At 72.6% G+C, this 13,168-nt stretch carries 15 protein-coding genes; 9 read left to right on the forward strand and 6 right to left on the reverse strand.

From position 1 onward, the window contains the following. Nucleotides 1-4: 4 nt before the first annotated feature. Entirely contained in the window at nucleotides 5-814 is an 810-nt protein-coding gene (locus ABD262_RS01845) for an enoyl-CoA hydratase/isomerase family protein (RefSeq protein ID WP_344130263.1), read from the reverse strand. A 154-nt stretch (nucleotides 815-968) separates the two neighbouring features. Between ABD262_RS01845 and ABD262_RS01850 the strand changes: the two genes are divergently transcribed. From ABD262_RS01850 to ABD262_RS01860, 3 genes are all read left to right on the forward strand, one after another. Then, nucleotides 969-1,142: a DUF3117 domain-containing protein gene (locus ABD262_RS01850; protein ID WP_082592686.1), complete on the forward strand. Its 174-nt coding sequence runs from the start codon at nucleotides 969-971 to the stop codon at nucleotides 1,140-1,142. Nucleotides 1,143-1,256: 114 nt separating this feature from the next. Beyond that, nucleotides 1,257-2,780 carry a leucyl aminopeptidase family protein gene (locus ABD262_RS01855; protein ID WP_344130270.1) on the forward strand — a complete coding sequence of 508 codons (1,524 nt, stop codon included), beginning with the start codon at nucleotides 1,257-1,259 and terminating at the stop codon, nucleotides 2,778-2,780. Continuing rightward, nucleotides 2,777-3,133, forward strand: coding sequence for a hypothetical protein (locus ABD262_RS01860; RefSeq protein ID WP_344130272.1), 357 nt, complete (start codon nucleotides 2,777-2,779; stop codon nucleotides 3,131-3,133). Before ABD262_RS01855 ends, ABD262_RS01860 begins: the two co-directional genes overlap by 4 nt. A 65-nt stretch (nucleotides 3,134-3,198) precedes the next feature. Here the strand turns inward: ABD262_RS01860 and ABD262_RS01865 are convergent, their stop codons facing one another. Continuing rightward, a complete protein-coding gene (locus ABD262_RS01865) occupies nucleotides 3,199-3,831 on the reverse strand; it encodes an O-methyltransferase (RefSeq protein WP_344130275.1) in 633 nt (210 codons plus the stop codon). Nucleotides 3,832-3,997: 166 nt separating this feature from the next. Here ABD262_RS01865 and sigE point away from each other — a divergent pair, with 166 nt between their 5' ends. The 4 genes from sigE to ABD262_RS01885 are packed head-to-tail and all read left to right on the forward strand — an operon-like array spanning nucleotide 3,998 to nucleotide 7,338. Further along, on the forward strand, nucleotides 3,998-4,645 hold the full coding sequence (gene sigE / locus ABD262_RS01870) for an RNA polymerase sigma factor SigE (protein WP_344134492.1): 648 nt from the start codon (nucleotides 3,998-4,000) through the stop codon (nucleotides 4,643-4,645). Next, nucleotides 4,642-5,271 carry an anti-sigma factor gene (locus ABD262_RS01875; RefSeq protein WP_344130278.1) on the forward strand — a complete coding sequence of 210 codons (630 nt, stop codon included), beginning with the start codon at nucleotides 4,642-4,644 and terminating at the stop codon, nucleotides 5,269-5,271. Before sigE ends, ABD262_RS01875 begins: the two co-directional genes overlap by 4 nt. Next, the gene (locus tag ABD262_RS01880; protein ID WP_344130281.1) at nucleotides 5,268-6,974 is read left to right on the forward strand and encodes a S1C family serine protease; all 1,707 of its coding nucleotides are present in this window, start codon (nucleotides 5,268-5,270) and stop codon (nucleotides 6,972-6,974) included. The genes ABD262_RS01875 and ABD262_RS01880 overlap by 4 nt, the downstream gene beginning before the upstream one ends. A 13-nt stretch (nucleotides 6,975-6,987) precedes the next feature. Continuing rightward, nucleotides 6,988-7,338, forward strand: a complete 351-nt coding sequence (locus ABD262_RS01885) for a twin-arginine translocase TatA/TatE family subunit (protein ID WP_344130284.1) — start codon at nucleotides 6,988-6,990, stop codon at nucleotides 7,336-7,338. A 76-nt stretch (nucleotides 7,339-7,414) separates the two neighbouring features. Here the strand turns inward: ABD262_RS01885 and ABD262_RS01890 are convergent, their stop codons facing one another. The 4 genes from ABD262_RS01890 to ABD262_RS01905 are packed head-to-tail and all read right to left on the reverse strand — an operon-like array spanning nucleotide 7,415 to nucleotide 11,111. Next, a complete protein-coding gene (locus ABD262_RS01890; RefSeq protein WP_344130287.1) occupies nucleotides 7,415-8,617 on the reverse strand; it encodes an Mrp/NBP35 family ATP-binding protein in 1,203 nt (400 codons plus the stop codon). A 9-nt stretch (nucleotides 8,618-8,626) separates the two neighbouring features. After that, nucleotides 8,627-9,196: a DUF1003 domain-containing protein gene (locus tag ABD262_RS01895; RefSeq protein WP_344130290.1), complete on the reverse strand. Its 570-nt coding sequence runs from the start codon at nucleotides 9,194-9,196 to the stop codon at nucleotides 8,627-8,629. After that, entirely contained in the window at nucleotides 9,189-10,463 is a 1,275-nt protein-coding gene (locus tag ABD262_RS01900) for a magnesium transporter MgtE N-terminal domain-containing protein (RefSeq protein ID WP_344130293.1), read from the reverse strand. The genes ABD262_RS01895 and ABD262_RS01900 overlap by 8 nt, the downstream gene beginning before the upstream one ends. A 21-nt stretch (nucleotides 10,464-10,484) precedes the next feature. Then, a complete protein-coding gene (locus tag ABD262_RS01905) occupies nucleotides 10,485-11,111 on the reverse strand; it encodes a hypothetical protein (RefSeq protein ID WP_344130295.1) in 627 nt (208 codons plus the stop codon). A 51-nt stretch (nucleotides 11,112-11,162) separates the two neighbouring features. Here ABD262_RS01905 and ABD262_RS01910 point away from each other — a divergent pair, with 51 nt between their 5' ends. After that, nucleotides 11,163-12,272 carry an HpcH/HpaI aldolase/citrate lyase family protein gene (locus ABD262_RS01910; protein ID WP_344130298.1) on the forward strand — a complete coding sequence of 370 codons (1,110 nt, stop codon included), beginning with the start codon at nucleotides 11,163-11,165 and terminating at the stop codon, nucleotides 12,270-12,272. Continuing rightward, entirely contained in the window at nucleotides 12,269-13,162 is an 894-nt protein-coding gene (locus ABD262_RS01915) for an HpcH/HpaI aldolase/citrate lyase family protein (protein ID WP_344130301.1), read from the forward strand. Before ABD262_RS01910 ends, ABD262_RS01915 begins: the two co-directional genes overlap by 4 nt. The last annotated feature ends 6 nt before the right edge of the window (nucleotides 13,163-13,168 follow it).

The following is a 13,168-nucleotide window of genomic DNA, read 5'->3' on the forward strand; positions in this document are numbered from 1 at the left end:
CGGCTCACTCGCCGGTGAAGACCGGCTTCTCCTTGGCGAGGAACGCGGCCACCGCGGCCCGGTGGTCGGAGGTCGCGCCGGTCAGTGTCATGGAGTCGCCCTCGTTGGCCAGTGACTCGGTCAGGGAGTGGCCGGCGCTGAAGGCGACGGCACGCCGGATCGAGCCGTAGGCGAGGGTGGGGCCGGCGGCCAGGGTGGCGGCCAGCTCGCCCACCGCGGTCTCGAGCTCGTCCGGGGCGACGACGGTCGTGACCAGTCCCAGCGACAGGCACTCCGCGGCGGGGACCGTGCGCGGGAGGAGGAGGAGCTCCTTGGCCTTGGCGGGGCCAACGATCCGCTGCAGCGACCAGGACGTGCCGGAGTCGCACGACAGGGCGATCCCGGCGAACGCAAGGTTGAAGCCGGCGCCGTCGACCATCACGCGGAAGTCGGCCGCCAGGGCGAACCCCGCACCGGCACCGGCGGCCACCCCGTTGACCGCGGCGACGACCGGCTTGTTCATCGTCGCGAGCAGCTCGACCACGGGGTTGTAGTGCCGGGCCACGGTCTCCCAGAGCGAGGGGTCGTCGTCCTGGAGGAGGGTGATGTGCTCGCGCAGGTCCTGCCCGACGCAGAAGGCGCGACCGCTGCCGGTCAGGACGACACAGCGCACCGAAGGGTCCTCCGCGACGTCCGTCAGGGCTCTGACCAGCGCATCCTTGGTGGGGGTGTCCAAGGAGTTCATCGCGTCGGGTCGGTTGAGGCGGACCGTGGCCACCGCGCCGTCGCGCTCGACGAGGACGGGGGAGGCCGGCTGGCCGGTCGTGTCGGTCATGCCGCCATCCTGCCGGACCGTCGCCGGACCCGGATTTCGCCTGTGAGGTGGTTCACGAGATAATGGAGCAAATCTGGCGCGCGCGGGACTGATCACAGGCACTGGCGTGGATCCGCGTGGCCAACAGCAGACCACGCCAAACGGAAGGACACTCATGGCGGCAATGAAGCCGAGGACCGGCGACGGCCCGCTCGAGGTGACCAAGGAGGGTCGCGGCATCGTCCTGCGCATGCCGCTCGAGGGTGGCGGTCGACTCGTGGTCGAGATGACTCCTGACGAGGTCCGCGCCCTGGGGGACGCGATCACCAACTGCGAGGGCCTCAAGTAGTCCCCACCGCACGTTTCGAGGACCCCCATCGGCACCCGCCGACGGGGGTCCTCGCGCGTGCAGGGGTGGTCGGGGTATGCCGTGGCTCCACCACGGGTGGGTAGGGTCGAGCCCGTGCGTGCACCCGAACTGCTCGACCCCGCAGCCAGCGACTGGACCATCACGGCGGAGCCCCTGGCCGACGTCCTGGCCGACCTCGACCCTGCCGACCTCCTGCTGGCGCTCCCCGTGCCGACCGGGGGGCTGCCCCCGGCGGGCGCGACCGCCAAGGCCCTGGCGCTCGTCGGGCTCGACGCCGCAGAGGTGTCGGCCACCCACGAGCCGAAGTCCGAGGCCGGCTCGGTCACCACGGTCCCGCTCCCGCCCGGTGAGCGTGCGGCGCGCAAGGTGCTGCTCGTGGGCGTGGCTGGAGCCACCGCTGCCGACCTGCGTGCGGCCGGCGCCGCGCTCGGCCGCGCGGGCAAGGACCGTGCTGCGCTGGTGACGACGGTCGGCGGTGGCGCGTCCAGGGCCGTCCAGTCGGCCTTCGCCGAGGGACTGGCGCTGGGTGGCTACTCCAGCCCCCGGTGGGTCCGGGACGACGCCGCGCCGGCGTCCGTCCCCGCCGCGCAGCTCGCCCTGGTCGGGTCCTACGACGAGCCGTCCGTGCGGCACTCCGTGGTGCGGGCCCGCGCGACCATGCTCGCCCGCAACCTCGCCGTGGTGCCCTCCAACACCAAGAACCCCGCCTGGGTCGCGGCCCAGGCCAGGACCCTGGCGGGTCGCACCGGGCTCGACGTGCGGGTGTGGACCGAGCGTGAGCTGAAGGCAGAGGGCTTCGGCGGGCTGCTCGCCGTCGGCGCCGCCTCCGCGACCCCACCGCGTCTCGTGCAGCTCGACTACGCCCCTGACGGGGCCACCGTCCGCACTCCGCGGGTCGTGCTCGTCGGCAAGGGCATCACCTTCGACACCGGTGGCCTCGACATCAAGCCGGCCGACGGCATGCTCGCGATGAAGACCGACATGAGTGGTGCGGGCATCGTGCTCGCGGTGCTGACCGCCTGCCGTGAGCTCGCCGTGCCGGTGCGGGTGACCGGGCTGCTCGCCCTGGCCGAGAACGGCGTCGGCGGCGCGGCCTACCGGCCCGGGGACGTCGTCACCCAGTACGGCGGCCGGACCGTGGAGATCGGCAACACCGACGCGGAGGGCCGCATCGTCATGGCCGACGCCCTCGCCTACGCCGACCTGCACCTCGACCCCACCGTGCTCCTCGACATCGCCACGCTCACCGGCGCCGCCAGGGTGGCCCTCGGCCGGTCGATGGCCCCGGTCTACGCGACCGACGACTCCCTCGGGCGCGCCCTCGTGGCGGCCGGGGAGGCGACCGGCGAGCTGCTCTGGCCGATGCCGCTGGTGGAGGACTACCGGGCCAGCCTCGACAGCGACGTCGCCGACATCAACCACATCGCGGGCATCGGAGGCGGTGGCGGGTCGATCTCGGCAGCATTGTTCCTGCGCGAGTTCGTGGGCGCGCGACGCTGGGCACACCTCGACATCGCCGGGGTGGGTCGTTCGGACGTCGACCGCGGACTCCTCACCAAGGGCGGGACGGGCTTCGGTGCCCGCCTGCTGCTCACCTGGCTGGAGGAGATGTCATGAACGCCGGATACGGACTGAGTGTGCGTTGGTCGCTGGAGGCCGCACCCGATGGGGTGGCCCAGGAGCTGCGCGACTACGTCGTCGGGACATCGATGGCCAAGTTCATGTTCCTCGACGGGCTCGCCTTCAAGACGTGGCGGATGGTCGAGGGGCAGTGGTTCGAGGGCACTTACGTCTTCGACGAGAAGGTCTACCGCGACGACTTCCAGCGCGAGTTCTCGGCCACGGCGGCGGAGTCCGCGGGCAGCAGCATCATCGGCTCGTCGCCGACCCTCATCGAGCCGTTCGAGGTCGTCGCCATCGCCGAAGGCCCCGGTCGCTTCCGTCGCGGTCCCGGGCCCGGCACCGCCTGACCGGTCCCGGAAGTCCGGAGTCCGGAGCCCGAAAGCCCGGAGCCGGCGCGGACGAGCGGGTCGCGTCAGCGCTTGACGGCTGCGAGCACGCCGTCGCCCACCGGCAGCAACGCGGGGATCAGGCGCTCGTCGTCGCGCAGCGCCTTGCCCAGGTCACGCAGCACCGAGGTCTGCTCGTCACGCGCGGCCGGGTCGGCCACCTTGTCGTGCCAGAGCATGTTGTCGAGCACGAGCACGCCACCGGACCGCAGCAGGCGGATGCCGTGGCTGACGTACTCCGGGTACTCGACCTTGTCGCCGTCGATGACCACCATGTCGTAGGCGCCGTCGGTCATGCGGGGGAGCACGTCGAGCGCCCGGCCGGTGATGACCCGGGTGCGCTGATGGGCGATGCCGGCCTCGGCATACGCCTTCTTGGCCACACCCTGGTGCTCGGCCTCGACGTCGATCGTGGTGAGGATGCCGTCCTCCGGCATGCCCTGCAACATCCAGAGCCCGGACGTGCCCGCGCCGGTGCCGACCTCGACGACCGACTTGGCCTTGACCGCGGCCGCGAGGAGTCGCAGCAGGACACCGGCGCCGTTGCCGACCGGGGTGGCCCCCAGCTCCTCGCCCCGGCGCCGCGCCGACTCGATCACCTCGTTCTCGGTGACGAACTCCTCGGCGTAGGCCCAGCTGGCCGGCTTCTGTGCGCTCATGCGCCAAACCCTACTGCCGCGAACACCTCGAACCGGGCACCGCGGCATACAGGGAACGCTCAGGTTGTTGGGGAACGATGCAAGCCACTCGGTCGTCTGGACCGAATGACAGGTGTGCGCCGCCAGGCGCTCGACGGAGGTGAGGGACGTGTCCGCGACCGACACGATCGGTACGGCCCGGCAGGACGTCCAGGGGGGCGCCCAGGAGGGACCCGCGTGGGTCCCGCCGACCTGGGAGGAGATCGTCGAGCAGCACTCGGCCCGCGTCTACCGCCTCGCCTACCGCCTGACCGGCAACCCACACGACGCCGAGGACCTCACCCACGACGTGTTCATCCGCGTGTTCCGCTCGCTGCACAGCTACCAGCCGGGCACCTTCGAGGGCTGGCTGCACCGCATCACCACCAACGTGTTCCTCGACAAGATGCGGCGCAAGCAGCGCATCCGGTTCGACGCGCTGTCCGACGAGTCCGCCGCCCGGCTGCCCACCCGTGAGGCCGGCCCCGAGGCCGCCTTCGAGGCGACCCACTTCGACGACGACGTCCAGCGCGCACTCGACGAACTCTCGCCCGACTTCCGCGCGGCCGTCGTGCTGTGCGACATCGAGGGCCTGTCCTACGAGGAGATCGCCGCGACCCTGGGGGTCAAGCTCGGCACCGTGCGGTCGCGGATCCACCGCGGCCGCGCCCAGCTGCGAGAGGCCCTCGCGCACCGTGACCCCAAGCTCGCCCGTCCCGCTGTGGACGCCGACCGCGCGCCCGTCACCAGGCGCCGGATCCCGGTGCTCGGCCGGGCGGTGCCGGGGTCCCGGTGAGCCGCCCCGGGTGGACCGGCGTCGCGAGTGCTTCCTTCAGCACCCGCGGCCGGTGCCTCGGTGACCAGCTGACCTCCTACGCCGACCGGGCGATGGACGACGCGACCCTGCTGCGGTGGGACCGCCACGTCGTGGGCTGCCAGTGCTGCCGCGCCGCCGTGGACGAGGAGCGACGGGTGCTGTCGGCCCTGCGGTCCTCGGCCGGCTCGCCGGTCCCGGGTGACCTGCGCGGCATGCTGCTGGCCCTGGCCACCCAGGCGCCGTCCCCGAGCCCCGGGGGCTCGAGCACGCCTCGGGCCCCGATGCTCCCGCCCATCCCGGCGGCCCCGGTCCGGGTCGTCGACCGCGGCGCACCAGCGCTGCACCGGTCGGCCGGGCGCGCGACCGTCTACGCGGGCCTCGCCGCCGGGGCCACGGCCGCCGCGGCCCTGAGCCTCGTGGTGAGTGGCGGCCTGACCTCGACCAACCCCACGGCGCCGCCGGTGGTGCAGCGGGCCAAGCCCGTCAGCCCCGGTTTCGCCACGGCTGCTTTCACGGTGCCCGGCCTCGGCGGCGCATCGTCACGTCCGTCGGCCACACCCACCGTGGGCACGGTGCGTGGTCGTTCGGCACAATCGACCCCATGAGCGACGAGCGACACCCGGAGGGCCAGGACCGGCCGACGCCAGCCGACCCCGGGTTCGACTCGTCCGCCGTCCGTCCCGAGCCCACCACCGAGCCCGCGCGCGAGCCCGCGCCCGAGCCCGCCGCCGCTCCGACCGCGCCGATCGCGGAGCCTGCCGCGACTACCGCTGCGGTCACCGAGCCCGTCTGGGACCCCTGGGCCCCGCCGGGCCGTGGCACGGGTGACCACACCCAGCCCGTCGACCTGAGCCACACCCAGGAGCTCCGGGGCCAACCCGACCCCGGGGCCGTCGGCGGTGCGCCGACGACGACGGGGACTCCCGCCACCGGACCGGTCTGGGCCGCGGAGCCGACGGGTTGGCCGTTCGACGACCACGCGCCGGGCGGCCAGGTCCCGGTCGGGGCTACCACGGCCGCAGCCGCACCCGGCCTCCAGGCCGAGGCAGCCGGCCGGCCGGCCCACGCCGGCGCGCACGGCACCCCGAGCGAGGGCTGGGACCCGATCACCGGTGCCAGCGCTGATGCCGGCTATGCCGGCCAGTCGGCCCCGTGGGTCGGTCACCACCCGCCCGAGGCCACGGCTCCCCAGCAGAAGGGCCCCGGCTGGGGCGCGCTGGTGGCCGTGGCGGCCATCGCCGCCCTGGTCGCGGCGGGTCTGGGTGGCGTGTTCGGTGGCTGGCTGGGCGCGACCGGACGCGTCGACTTCGGCCGGCTCGACCGCACCCCCTCGTCGATCCCCTCGGCCGGAGCGGGCTCGACCGCCCGGCCGCCTGGGTCGATCGCCAACATCGCGGCCAACGCGCTGCCGAGCGTCGTGACCATCAAGGTCGACGGCGCCGACGGGGGCGGCACCGGGTCGGGCTTCGTGCTCGACCGCGACGGCCACATCATCACCAACAACCACGTCGTCGCGAGTGCCGCGAACAGGGGGACGATCAAGGTGGAGCTGTCCAACGGCACCGAGATCGACGCGACCATCGCCGGGCGTGACGGCTCCTACGACCTGGCCGTCCTCAAGACCGACCGCACCGACCTCGTGCCGCTCGTGATGGGTTCGTCCAAGGACGTCGTCGTCGGCGACCAGGTGATCGCCGTCGGCGCACCGCTCGGCCTCGAGTCCACCGTGACCAGCGGGATCGTCAGTGCGCTCAACCGACCGGTCAGCCCCGGCGGCGACGGCAACCAGCAGTCGTACATCAACGCGATCCAGACGGACGCCGCGATCAACCCCGGCAACAGCGGCGGTCCGCTGCTCAACATGGCCGGGCAGGTGATCGGCGTGAACTCCGCGATCGCTCGCATCCCGGGGGCCACCGACACCCAGTCTGGCAACATCGGCGTCGGCTTCTCGATCCCCAGCGATCAGGTGGTCAAGACCGCCGAACAGCTCATCAAGACCGGTTCGGCCCAGCACCCGGTCATCGGGGTGGTGCTCGACCGCGCGTTCACCGGCGACGGGGTGCGGATCCTGGCCAAGGAGAGCGACAGCAGCGGCCCGCCGGTGGACCCGAAGGGCCCGGCCGGCAAGGCCGGGATCAAGCCCGGCGACGTGATCATCGAGTTCGACGGTCGCCGCGTGACCGACCCCGACGACCTGGTGGTGGCGATCCGCGCCAAGAGCGTGGGCGACACCGTGTCGATGAAGGTGCGACGTGGCAGCGAGACGCTCAGCGTGACCCTCACGCTGTCCGGCTCGGGCAAGTAGGAGAGGGCACGTCATGGCAGGCATCAACGGCTGGGAGTTCATCGCGCTGATCGTGCTGGCGGTGGTGATCCTCGGTCCCGAGCGCCTGCCCGAGTATGCCGCGAAGCTGGGTCGCCTGGTGCGCCAGGCGAGGGCGATGGCCGAGGGCGCCAAGGGCCAGCTGCGGGAGCAGATGGGCCCGGAGTTCGACGACATCGACTGGCGGCAGTACGACCCGCGCCAGTACGACCCGCGTCGCATCGTCCGCGAGGCGCTGCTCGACCCGAACCCCGCTGACGCCGACGGGACCCCTCCTAGCTACGCCCCCAGCAACGGCGGCTTCGACGCGACGAAGCCGACGCCCTACGACGACGACGCCACCTGACGACGACGCCACCTGACCGGGGCCGCCCGGTTCGGCATGGACGCGCCTGGTGGGTCAGCCCCGACCGGACGGGTTCCTAGCGGCCGACGGGGGACAGGCCCAGCGAGCGACCGGCGAGCCCGCGCGAGCGCGTCGCGAGGCCACGGGCGATGGCGCGCAGCGACACCGCGGCCGGCGACTCGGGGTTGCGCAGCACGACCGGCGTGCCCTGGTCGGCGCCCTCGCGAAGGTTGACGTCGAGCGGGATCTGGCCCAGCAACGGCACGTCGGCGCCGATCGCGCGGGTGAGTGAGTCGGCCACGGCCTGGCCGCCACCCGACCCGAAGATCTCCTGGCGTGAGCCGTCGGGGAGCTCCAGCCACGACATGTTCTCGATGACGCCGACGATGCGCTGGTGGGTCTGCAGCGCAATGGATCCCGCGCGCTCGGCGACCTCGGCCGCAGCCTGCTGCGGGGTGGTCACGACGAGGATCTCGGCGGTCGGGATCAGCTGGGCGACCGAGATGGCGATGTCGCCGGTGCCCGGCGGGAGGTCGAGCAGGAGGACGTCGAGGTCACCCCAGAAGACGTCGCCGAGGAACTGCTGGAGGGCGCGGTGCAGCATGGGGCCACGCCACACCACGGGCTGGTTCCCGGGCACGAACATCCCGATCGAGATGACCTTCACCTCGTGGGAGATCGGGGGCAGGATCATGTCGTCGACCTGCGTCGGCCGGTGCTCGACGCCGAGCATGCGGGGCACCGAGAACCCGTAGACGTCGGCGTCCACCACACCCACCCGCAGCCCGCTCTGGGCCAGGGAGGCGGCGAGGTTGACCGTGACCGACGACTTGCCGACGCCGCCCTTCCCGGAGGCCACGGCATACACGCGGGTGAGGGAACCGGGCTTTGCGAACGGGATCTCGCGCTCGGCGGTGCCACCGCGCAGCTGCTCGCGCAGCGCCACGCGCTGCTCGTCACTCATCACACCCAGCGTGACGTCGACGGCGGTGACCCCGGGCACCTTGGCCAGGGCCGCGGTGGTGTCCTTGGTGAGCGTGTCCTTCATGGGGCAACCCGAGACGGTCAGCAGGATGGTCACGGCGACCCGGCCGCCGGCATCCACCGTGACGCTCTCGACCATGCCGAGCTCGGTCACGGGCTTGCGGATCTCGGGGTCGATGACCGTCGACAGCGCCTGGTGGAGGGCGTCGTCGGTCACGGAGGCGGCCGCAGACCCGCTGTCGCTGACGGCGTCGCTCTGGGCGTCGCTCGAGGTGTCGCTGGGGCTGGGGGACATGCCCCCATGTTAGGTCGAGCCCTGGTCCCTCGAAGAACCGGTCGCTCCCGCCGGCCTGTCATCTGCCTCACGTCGGCGCACCTCGAGGCCGCGCTCCTCGAGCTCCTCGAGCAGGCCACGCAGCTCGGAGCGGAGGAAGTCGCGGGTCGCAGCGTCACCCATCGCGTGCCGCAGTGAGGCGACCTCGCGGGTGAGGTACTCGGTGTCCGCGAGGTTGCGCTCGTCGCGAGCGCGGTCCTGCTCGAGGGCGACCCGGTCGCGGTCGGCCTGGCGGTTCTGGGCGAGCAGGATCAGCGGCGCGGCATACGAGGCCTGCAGGCTGAGCATGAGCGTGAGGAAGATGAACGGGTAGTTGTCGAAACGCCAGTCCCTGGGCGACGCGAGGTTCCAGAGCACCCAGAAGACGACGAACACCGTCATCGCGATCAGGAACGCGGCCGTGCCCATGAAGCGGGCGAACCGCTCGCTCCACCGCCCGAACGTCTCCTGGCTCATGGTGGGACGCGGGAGCAGCGCCCTGCGGGCCTCGCGTGGCTGGTCGAGCCGGCTGGTGGCCATCCGGCGGTCGCGCTCAGCCATGGGTCACCTCGTGCCGGTCCTCGCGCCAGTCGTCGGGGAGGATGTGGTCGAGGACGTCGTCGACGGTGACCGCCCCGATGAGCCGGCCGTCGCCGTCGACCACCGGGACGCCCACGAGGTTGTAGGTCGCGAGGATCCGCGTCACCTGGCCCAGAGGAGCATCCGCGGTCAGCGGCTCGATCTCCTTGTCGAGGATGCCGCCGATGGCCCCGTGGGGAGGCTCGCGCAGCAGCCGCTGGATGTGCACGATGCCGAGGAACGTGCCGGTGGGGGTCTCGTGGGGAGCCCGGCAGACGTAGACGGTCGAGGCGAGGGCCGGCGAGATCTCGGCGCGGCGCACCACCGCGAGCGCCTCGGCGATCGAGGCCTCCGGGCCGAGGATGACCGGCTCGGTGGTCATCATGCCGCCGGCCGACTCCTCGTCGTAGGTGAGCAGCCGACGCAGGTCGGCCGCCTCGTCCGGCTCCATGAGCTGGAGGAGCTCCTCCTGCTTCTCGGCCGTGAGGTTGTGCAGCAGGTCGGTCGCGTCGTCGGGCTCCATCGCCTCGAGCACGTCGGCGGCCCGCTCCACCGGCAGCGTCTCGAGGATCTCGACCTGGTCGTCCTCGGGCAGCTCCTCGAGCACGTCGGCGAGCTTGTCGTCGTCCATCGCCTCGGCCACCTCGGCCCGGCGCTTGGGGGACAGGTCGTGGATCACGCCGGCGAGGTCGGCCGACTTCAGGTCGTCGTAGGTCTCGAGGAGCATCGCCGCGGACTGCCCGGCGGTGGACTGGTGGATGCCGGTCACGTCCTCGACGGGCACCAGCATGGTCGCGCCCCGGCGACGGCGGAACGGCCCGAGCGAGCCACGCCCCGTGCCCTGTCGCACGAACACCTTCGACATCGCCCAGTCGCGGCTGCGCTCGCGCTCGATCGCGACGTCCTCGACGGTCGCCTCGTAGTCGCCCTCGGGGTCGTGCACCGTGACGGGTCGCTCGAGGATCTCGGCCATCACGAGCACCTCGTTGGTGCGCTGCTCGAACCGGCGCATGTTCACCAGCCCGGTGGTGATGACCTGGCCGCCGTCCACGGACGTCACCCGCGTCATGGGCACGAAGACCCGGCGCCGGCCGGGCACCTCGACGACGAGGCCGATGATGCGCGGCCGACGGCGGGAGGCGCCGAACGTGACGACGACGTCACGCACGCGGCCGACCTGGTCACCGAGCGGGTCGAACACGCTCAGGCTGGTCAGGCGGCCGACGAAGACGCGCGACGGGGTGCTCACGCCGCAAGGTTATCCGGCTGGTCAGCCGTCGTCGGGGAGGCGGTTCCCGCGCCGTCGTCGCGGTCGTCCGCGCCAGTGCCATGGGCGCCAGGTCGCGGTGGTGGCCTCGCTGGGCGGGACGGGTGCGGCGCCGGACGTCGTGGGGTAGGACCCCGGGCCCTCCACGGGGGCGCCGAACGGCCGGAGCGCCCGGACGGTGCACTCGCGGGCCCACCGCTCGACGGCGTCGTCGGAGGCGTTCAGGCGGCCCGCCCGCAGGGCCTCGGTCGCCGCGTCCCAGCCCTCGTCGGCCGGGTCGATCTCCTGCACGGTGGCCTGCACCGTGAGCAGCCGCCCACCGGTGTCCTTGCTGCGCAGGATGAGCAGCACCTCCCCGGGCAACCACGGCAACGACTGCTCGCCCGGGCCGGACACGGCATACACGGTCTCGTCGGCCCATGCGTGCCAGAACGGCCACGCGCGGTCGCCGGGCGGCTGGACCCACATGAGGCCGGACTTGGTCGCGGCCTCGGCGAACAGCGCGGTGACGTTGACCGGCGTGACGGTCGTGGTCGTGGCCGAGGTCGTGGTCGTCGTCGCGGGCTCGGGCGCCTCGGGCTGCGTCGGCGCGACGGCGCCGCCAGCAGGCTCGCGCGCGGGCTCGGTCACACGTGAACTGTGTCATAACCGCGGTGTGGCTGTCGCTGCTAGCGTCGCCGCGTGCGCAGCCCCAAGGACTTCTTCGCCCCACTGGCGGTGGGTGCTCCCACCCCGCTCACGCAGGTGCCCTCGCGTCCCTCGCGCGTGATCCACTTCTTCGACCCGAGCAACGCGAAGATGGCCGCCAAGGTCCCGGCCATGGTCGGCACGGTCGACGTGCTGCTCGGCAACCTCGAGGACGCCGTCAGGGCCGATCGCAAGGAGGCCGCGCGGGCCGGGCTCGTCGAGATCGCCCGCGCCACCGACTTCGGCGACTCCACCCAGCTGTGGACGCGGGTCAACGCCCTCGACAGCCCGTGGGTGCTCGACGACCTCACCACCCTCGTCACCGAGATCGGCGCCAAGCTCGACGTGATCATGGTCCCGAAGGTGCAGGGGCCCGAGGACATCCACTACGTCGACCGGCTGCTCGCGCAGCTCGAGGCGCGCGCCGGGCTGCAGCGCCCGATCCTCGTGCACGCGATCCTGGAGACTGCCCGCGGTGTGGCCAACGTCGAGGCCATCGCCGGCGCCAGCCCGCGCATGCAGGGTCTGTCCCTCGGCCCGGCCGACCTCGCGGCGGACCGGCGGATGAAGACCACTCGCGTCGGCGGCGGGCATCCCGGGTACCTCGTCCGGCAGGACCCCCCGGCTGGCGTCGAGGACGCCGTCAACGCGAGTCGTCAGACGTACCAACAGGATCTCTGGCACTACACGATCGCGCGGATGGTCGACGCCTGCGCGATGCACGGGATCTTCCCCTACTACGGTCCGTTCGGTGACATCAAGGACGTCGTCGCCTGCGAGGACCAGTTCCGCAACGCCTTCCTGCTCGGCTGCGTCGGCACCTGGTCGCTGCACCCGGTGCAGATCGAGATCGCCAAGCGGGTGTTCAGCCCGTCCGCCGAGGACGTCGCCCACGCACGCCGTGTGGTCGAGGCGATGGGTGACGGCACCGGCGCCGTGATGCTCGACGGCAAGATGGAGGACGACGCCTCGCTCAAGCAGTGCCAGGTGATGCTCGAGCTCGCCGAGCGGCTCGCCGCGACCGACCCCGAGCTCGCCCGGCTGTATGCCGCGAAGCCAGCTCCCACCGATGGCGATGGCGACGGCGACGGTGCGCGGTCGTGACCGGGCCTGACGTGGTGGACCCCACGGCATACCGACCGAGACGGTCGGTGCTGTACATGCCCGCCTCCAACGAGCGCGCACTGGAGAAGGCCAAGAGCCTGGCCGTCGACGCCCTGATCCTCGACCTCGAGGACGCGGTGGCCCCCGACGCGAAGGACACGGCGCGCGACAACGCCTGCGCTGCGGCGCGGTCCGGTGAGTACGGTCGGCGGGAGATCGCGATCCGGGTCAACGGGATCGGGACGCAGTGGCACGAGGCCGACCTGCCCGCGGCCTGTGCGGCCGGGCCTGACGCGGTCGTGGTGCCGAAGATCGGGTCCGGGGACGAGGTCCGCGCCCTGGTCGCCGCGATGGAGGCGGCCGGCGCCCCTGCCCGCACCGCGCTGTGGGCCATGGTCGAGACCCCTCGGGCGATGCTCCACTGCGAGGAGATCGCGGGCGCCTCCGACCGGCTCACCGTGCTCGTGATGGGCACCAACGACCTCGCCAAGGAGCTGCACGCCGAGCACGTGCCCGGTCGGGCGCCCCTGCTCACCGGGCTGTCGTTGTGCCTCCTGGCGGCTCGCGCGACGGGCACCGTGATCCTCGACGGGGTCTACAACGACGTGCAGGACGGCGAGGGCTTCGCGGCCGAGTGCGTGCAGGGGCGCCGGCTGGGCTTCGACGGCAAGACGCTCATCCACCCCGGGCAGGTCGACGCGTGCAACGCGGCCTTCGCGCCGAGCGCCGCTGCTGTGGAGGACGCCCGGGCCGTGCTCGCGGCCTGGGAGGCCGGAGCCGGAGCCGGCGTCGTGACGTTGAACGGCCGACTGGTCGAGAGCCTGCACGTCGAGACGGCGCAGCGGGTGCTGGCGATCCACGAGGCGATCTCGGCGCTCACCGAGGACTGATCTCGG

This window comes from Pedococcus bigeumensis (genome assembly GCF_039531795.1).
GTDB classification, from domain to species: Bacteria; Actinomycetota; Actinomycetes; order Actinomycetales; family Dermatophilaceae; genus Pedococcus; species Pedococcus bigeumensis.

Coding starts and splice junctions, on each gene's coding strand:
- ABD262_RS01845 (WP_344130263.1), bottom strand. CDS start 814: ATGACCGACACGACCGGCCAGCCGGCCTCCCCCGTCCTCGTCGAGCGC.
- ABD262_RS01850 (WP_082592686.1), top strand. CDS start 969: ATGGCGGCAATGAAGCCGAGGACCGGCGACGGCCCGCTCGAGGTGACC.
- ABD262_RS01860 (WP_344130272.1), top strand. CDS start 2,777: ATGAACGCCGGATACGGACTGAGTGTGCGTTGGTCGCTGGAGGCCGCA.
- ABD262_RS01865 (WP_344130275.1), bottom strand. CDS start 3,831: ATGAGCGCACAGAAGCCGGCCAGCTGGGCCTACGCCGAGGAGTTCGTC.
- ABD262_RS01880 (WP_344130281.1), top strand. CDS start 5,268: ATGAGCGACGAGCGACACCCGGAGGGCCAGGACCGGCCGACGCCAGCC.
- ABD262_RS01885 (WP_344130284.1), top strand. CDS start 6,988: ATGGCAGGCATCAACGGCTGGGAGTTCATCGCGCTGATCGTGCTGGCG.
- ABD262_RS01890 (WP_344130287.1), bottom strand. CDS start 8,617: ATGTCCCCCAGCCCCAGCGACACCTCGAGCGACGCCCAGAGCGACGCC.
- ABD262_RS01895 (WP_344130290.1), bottom strand. CDS start 9,196: ATGGCTGAGCGCGACCGCCGGATGGCCACCAGCCGGCTCGACCAGCCA.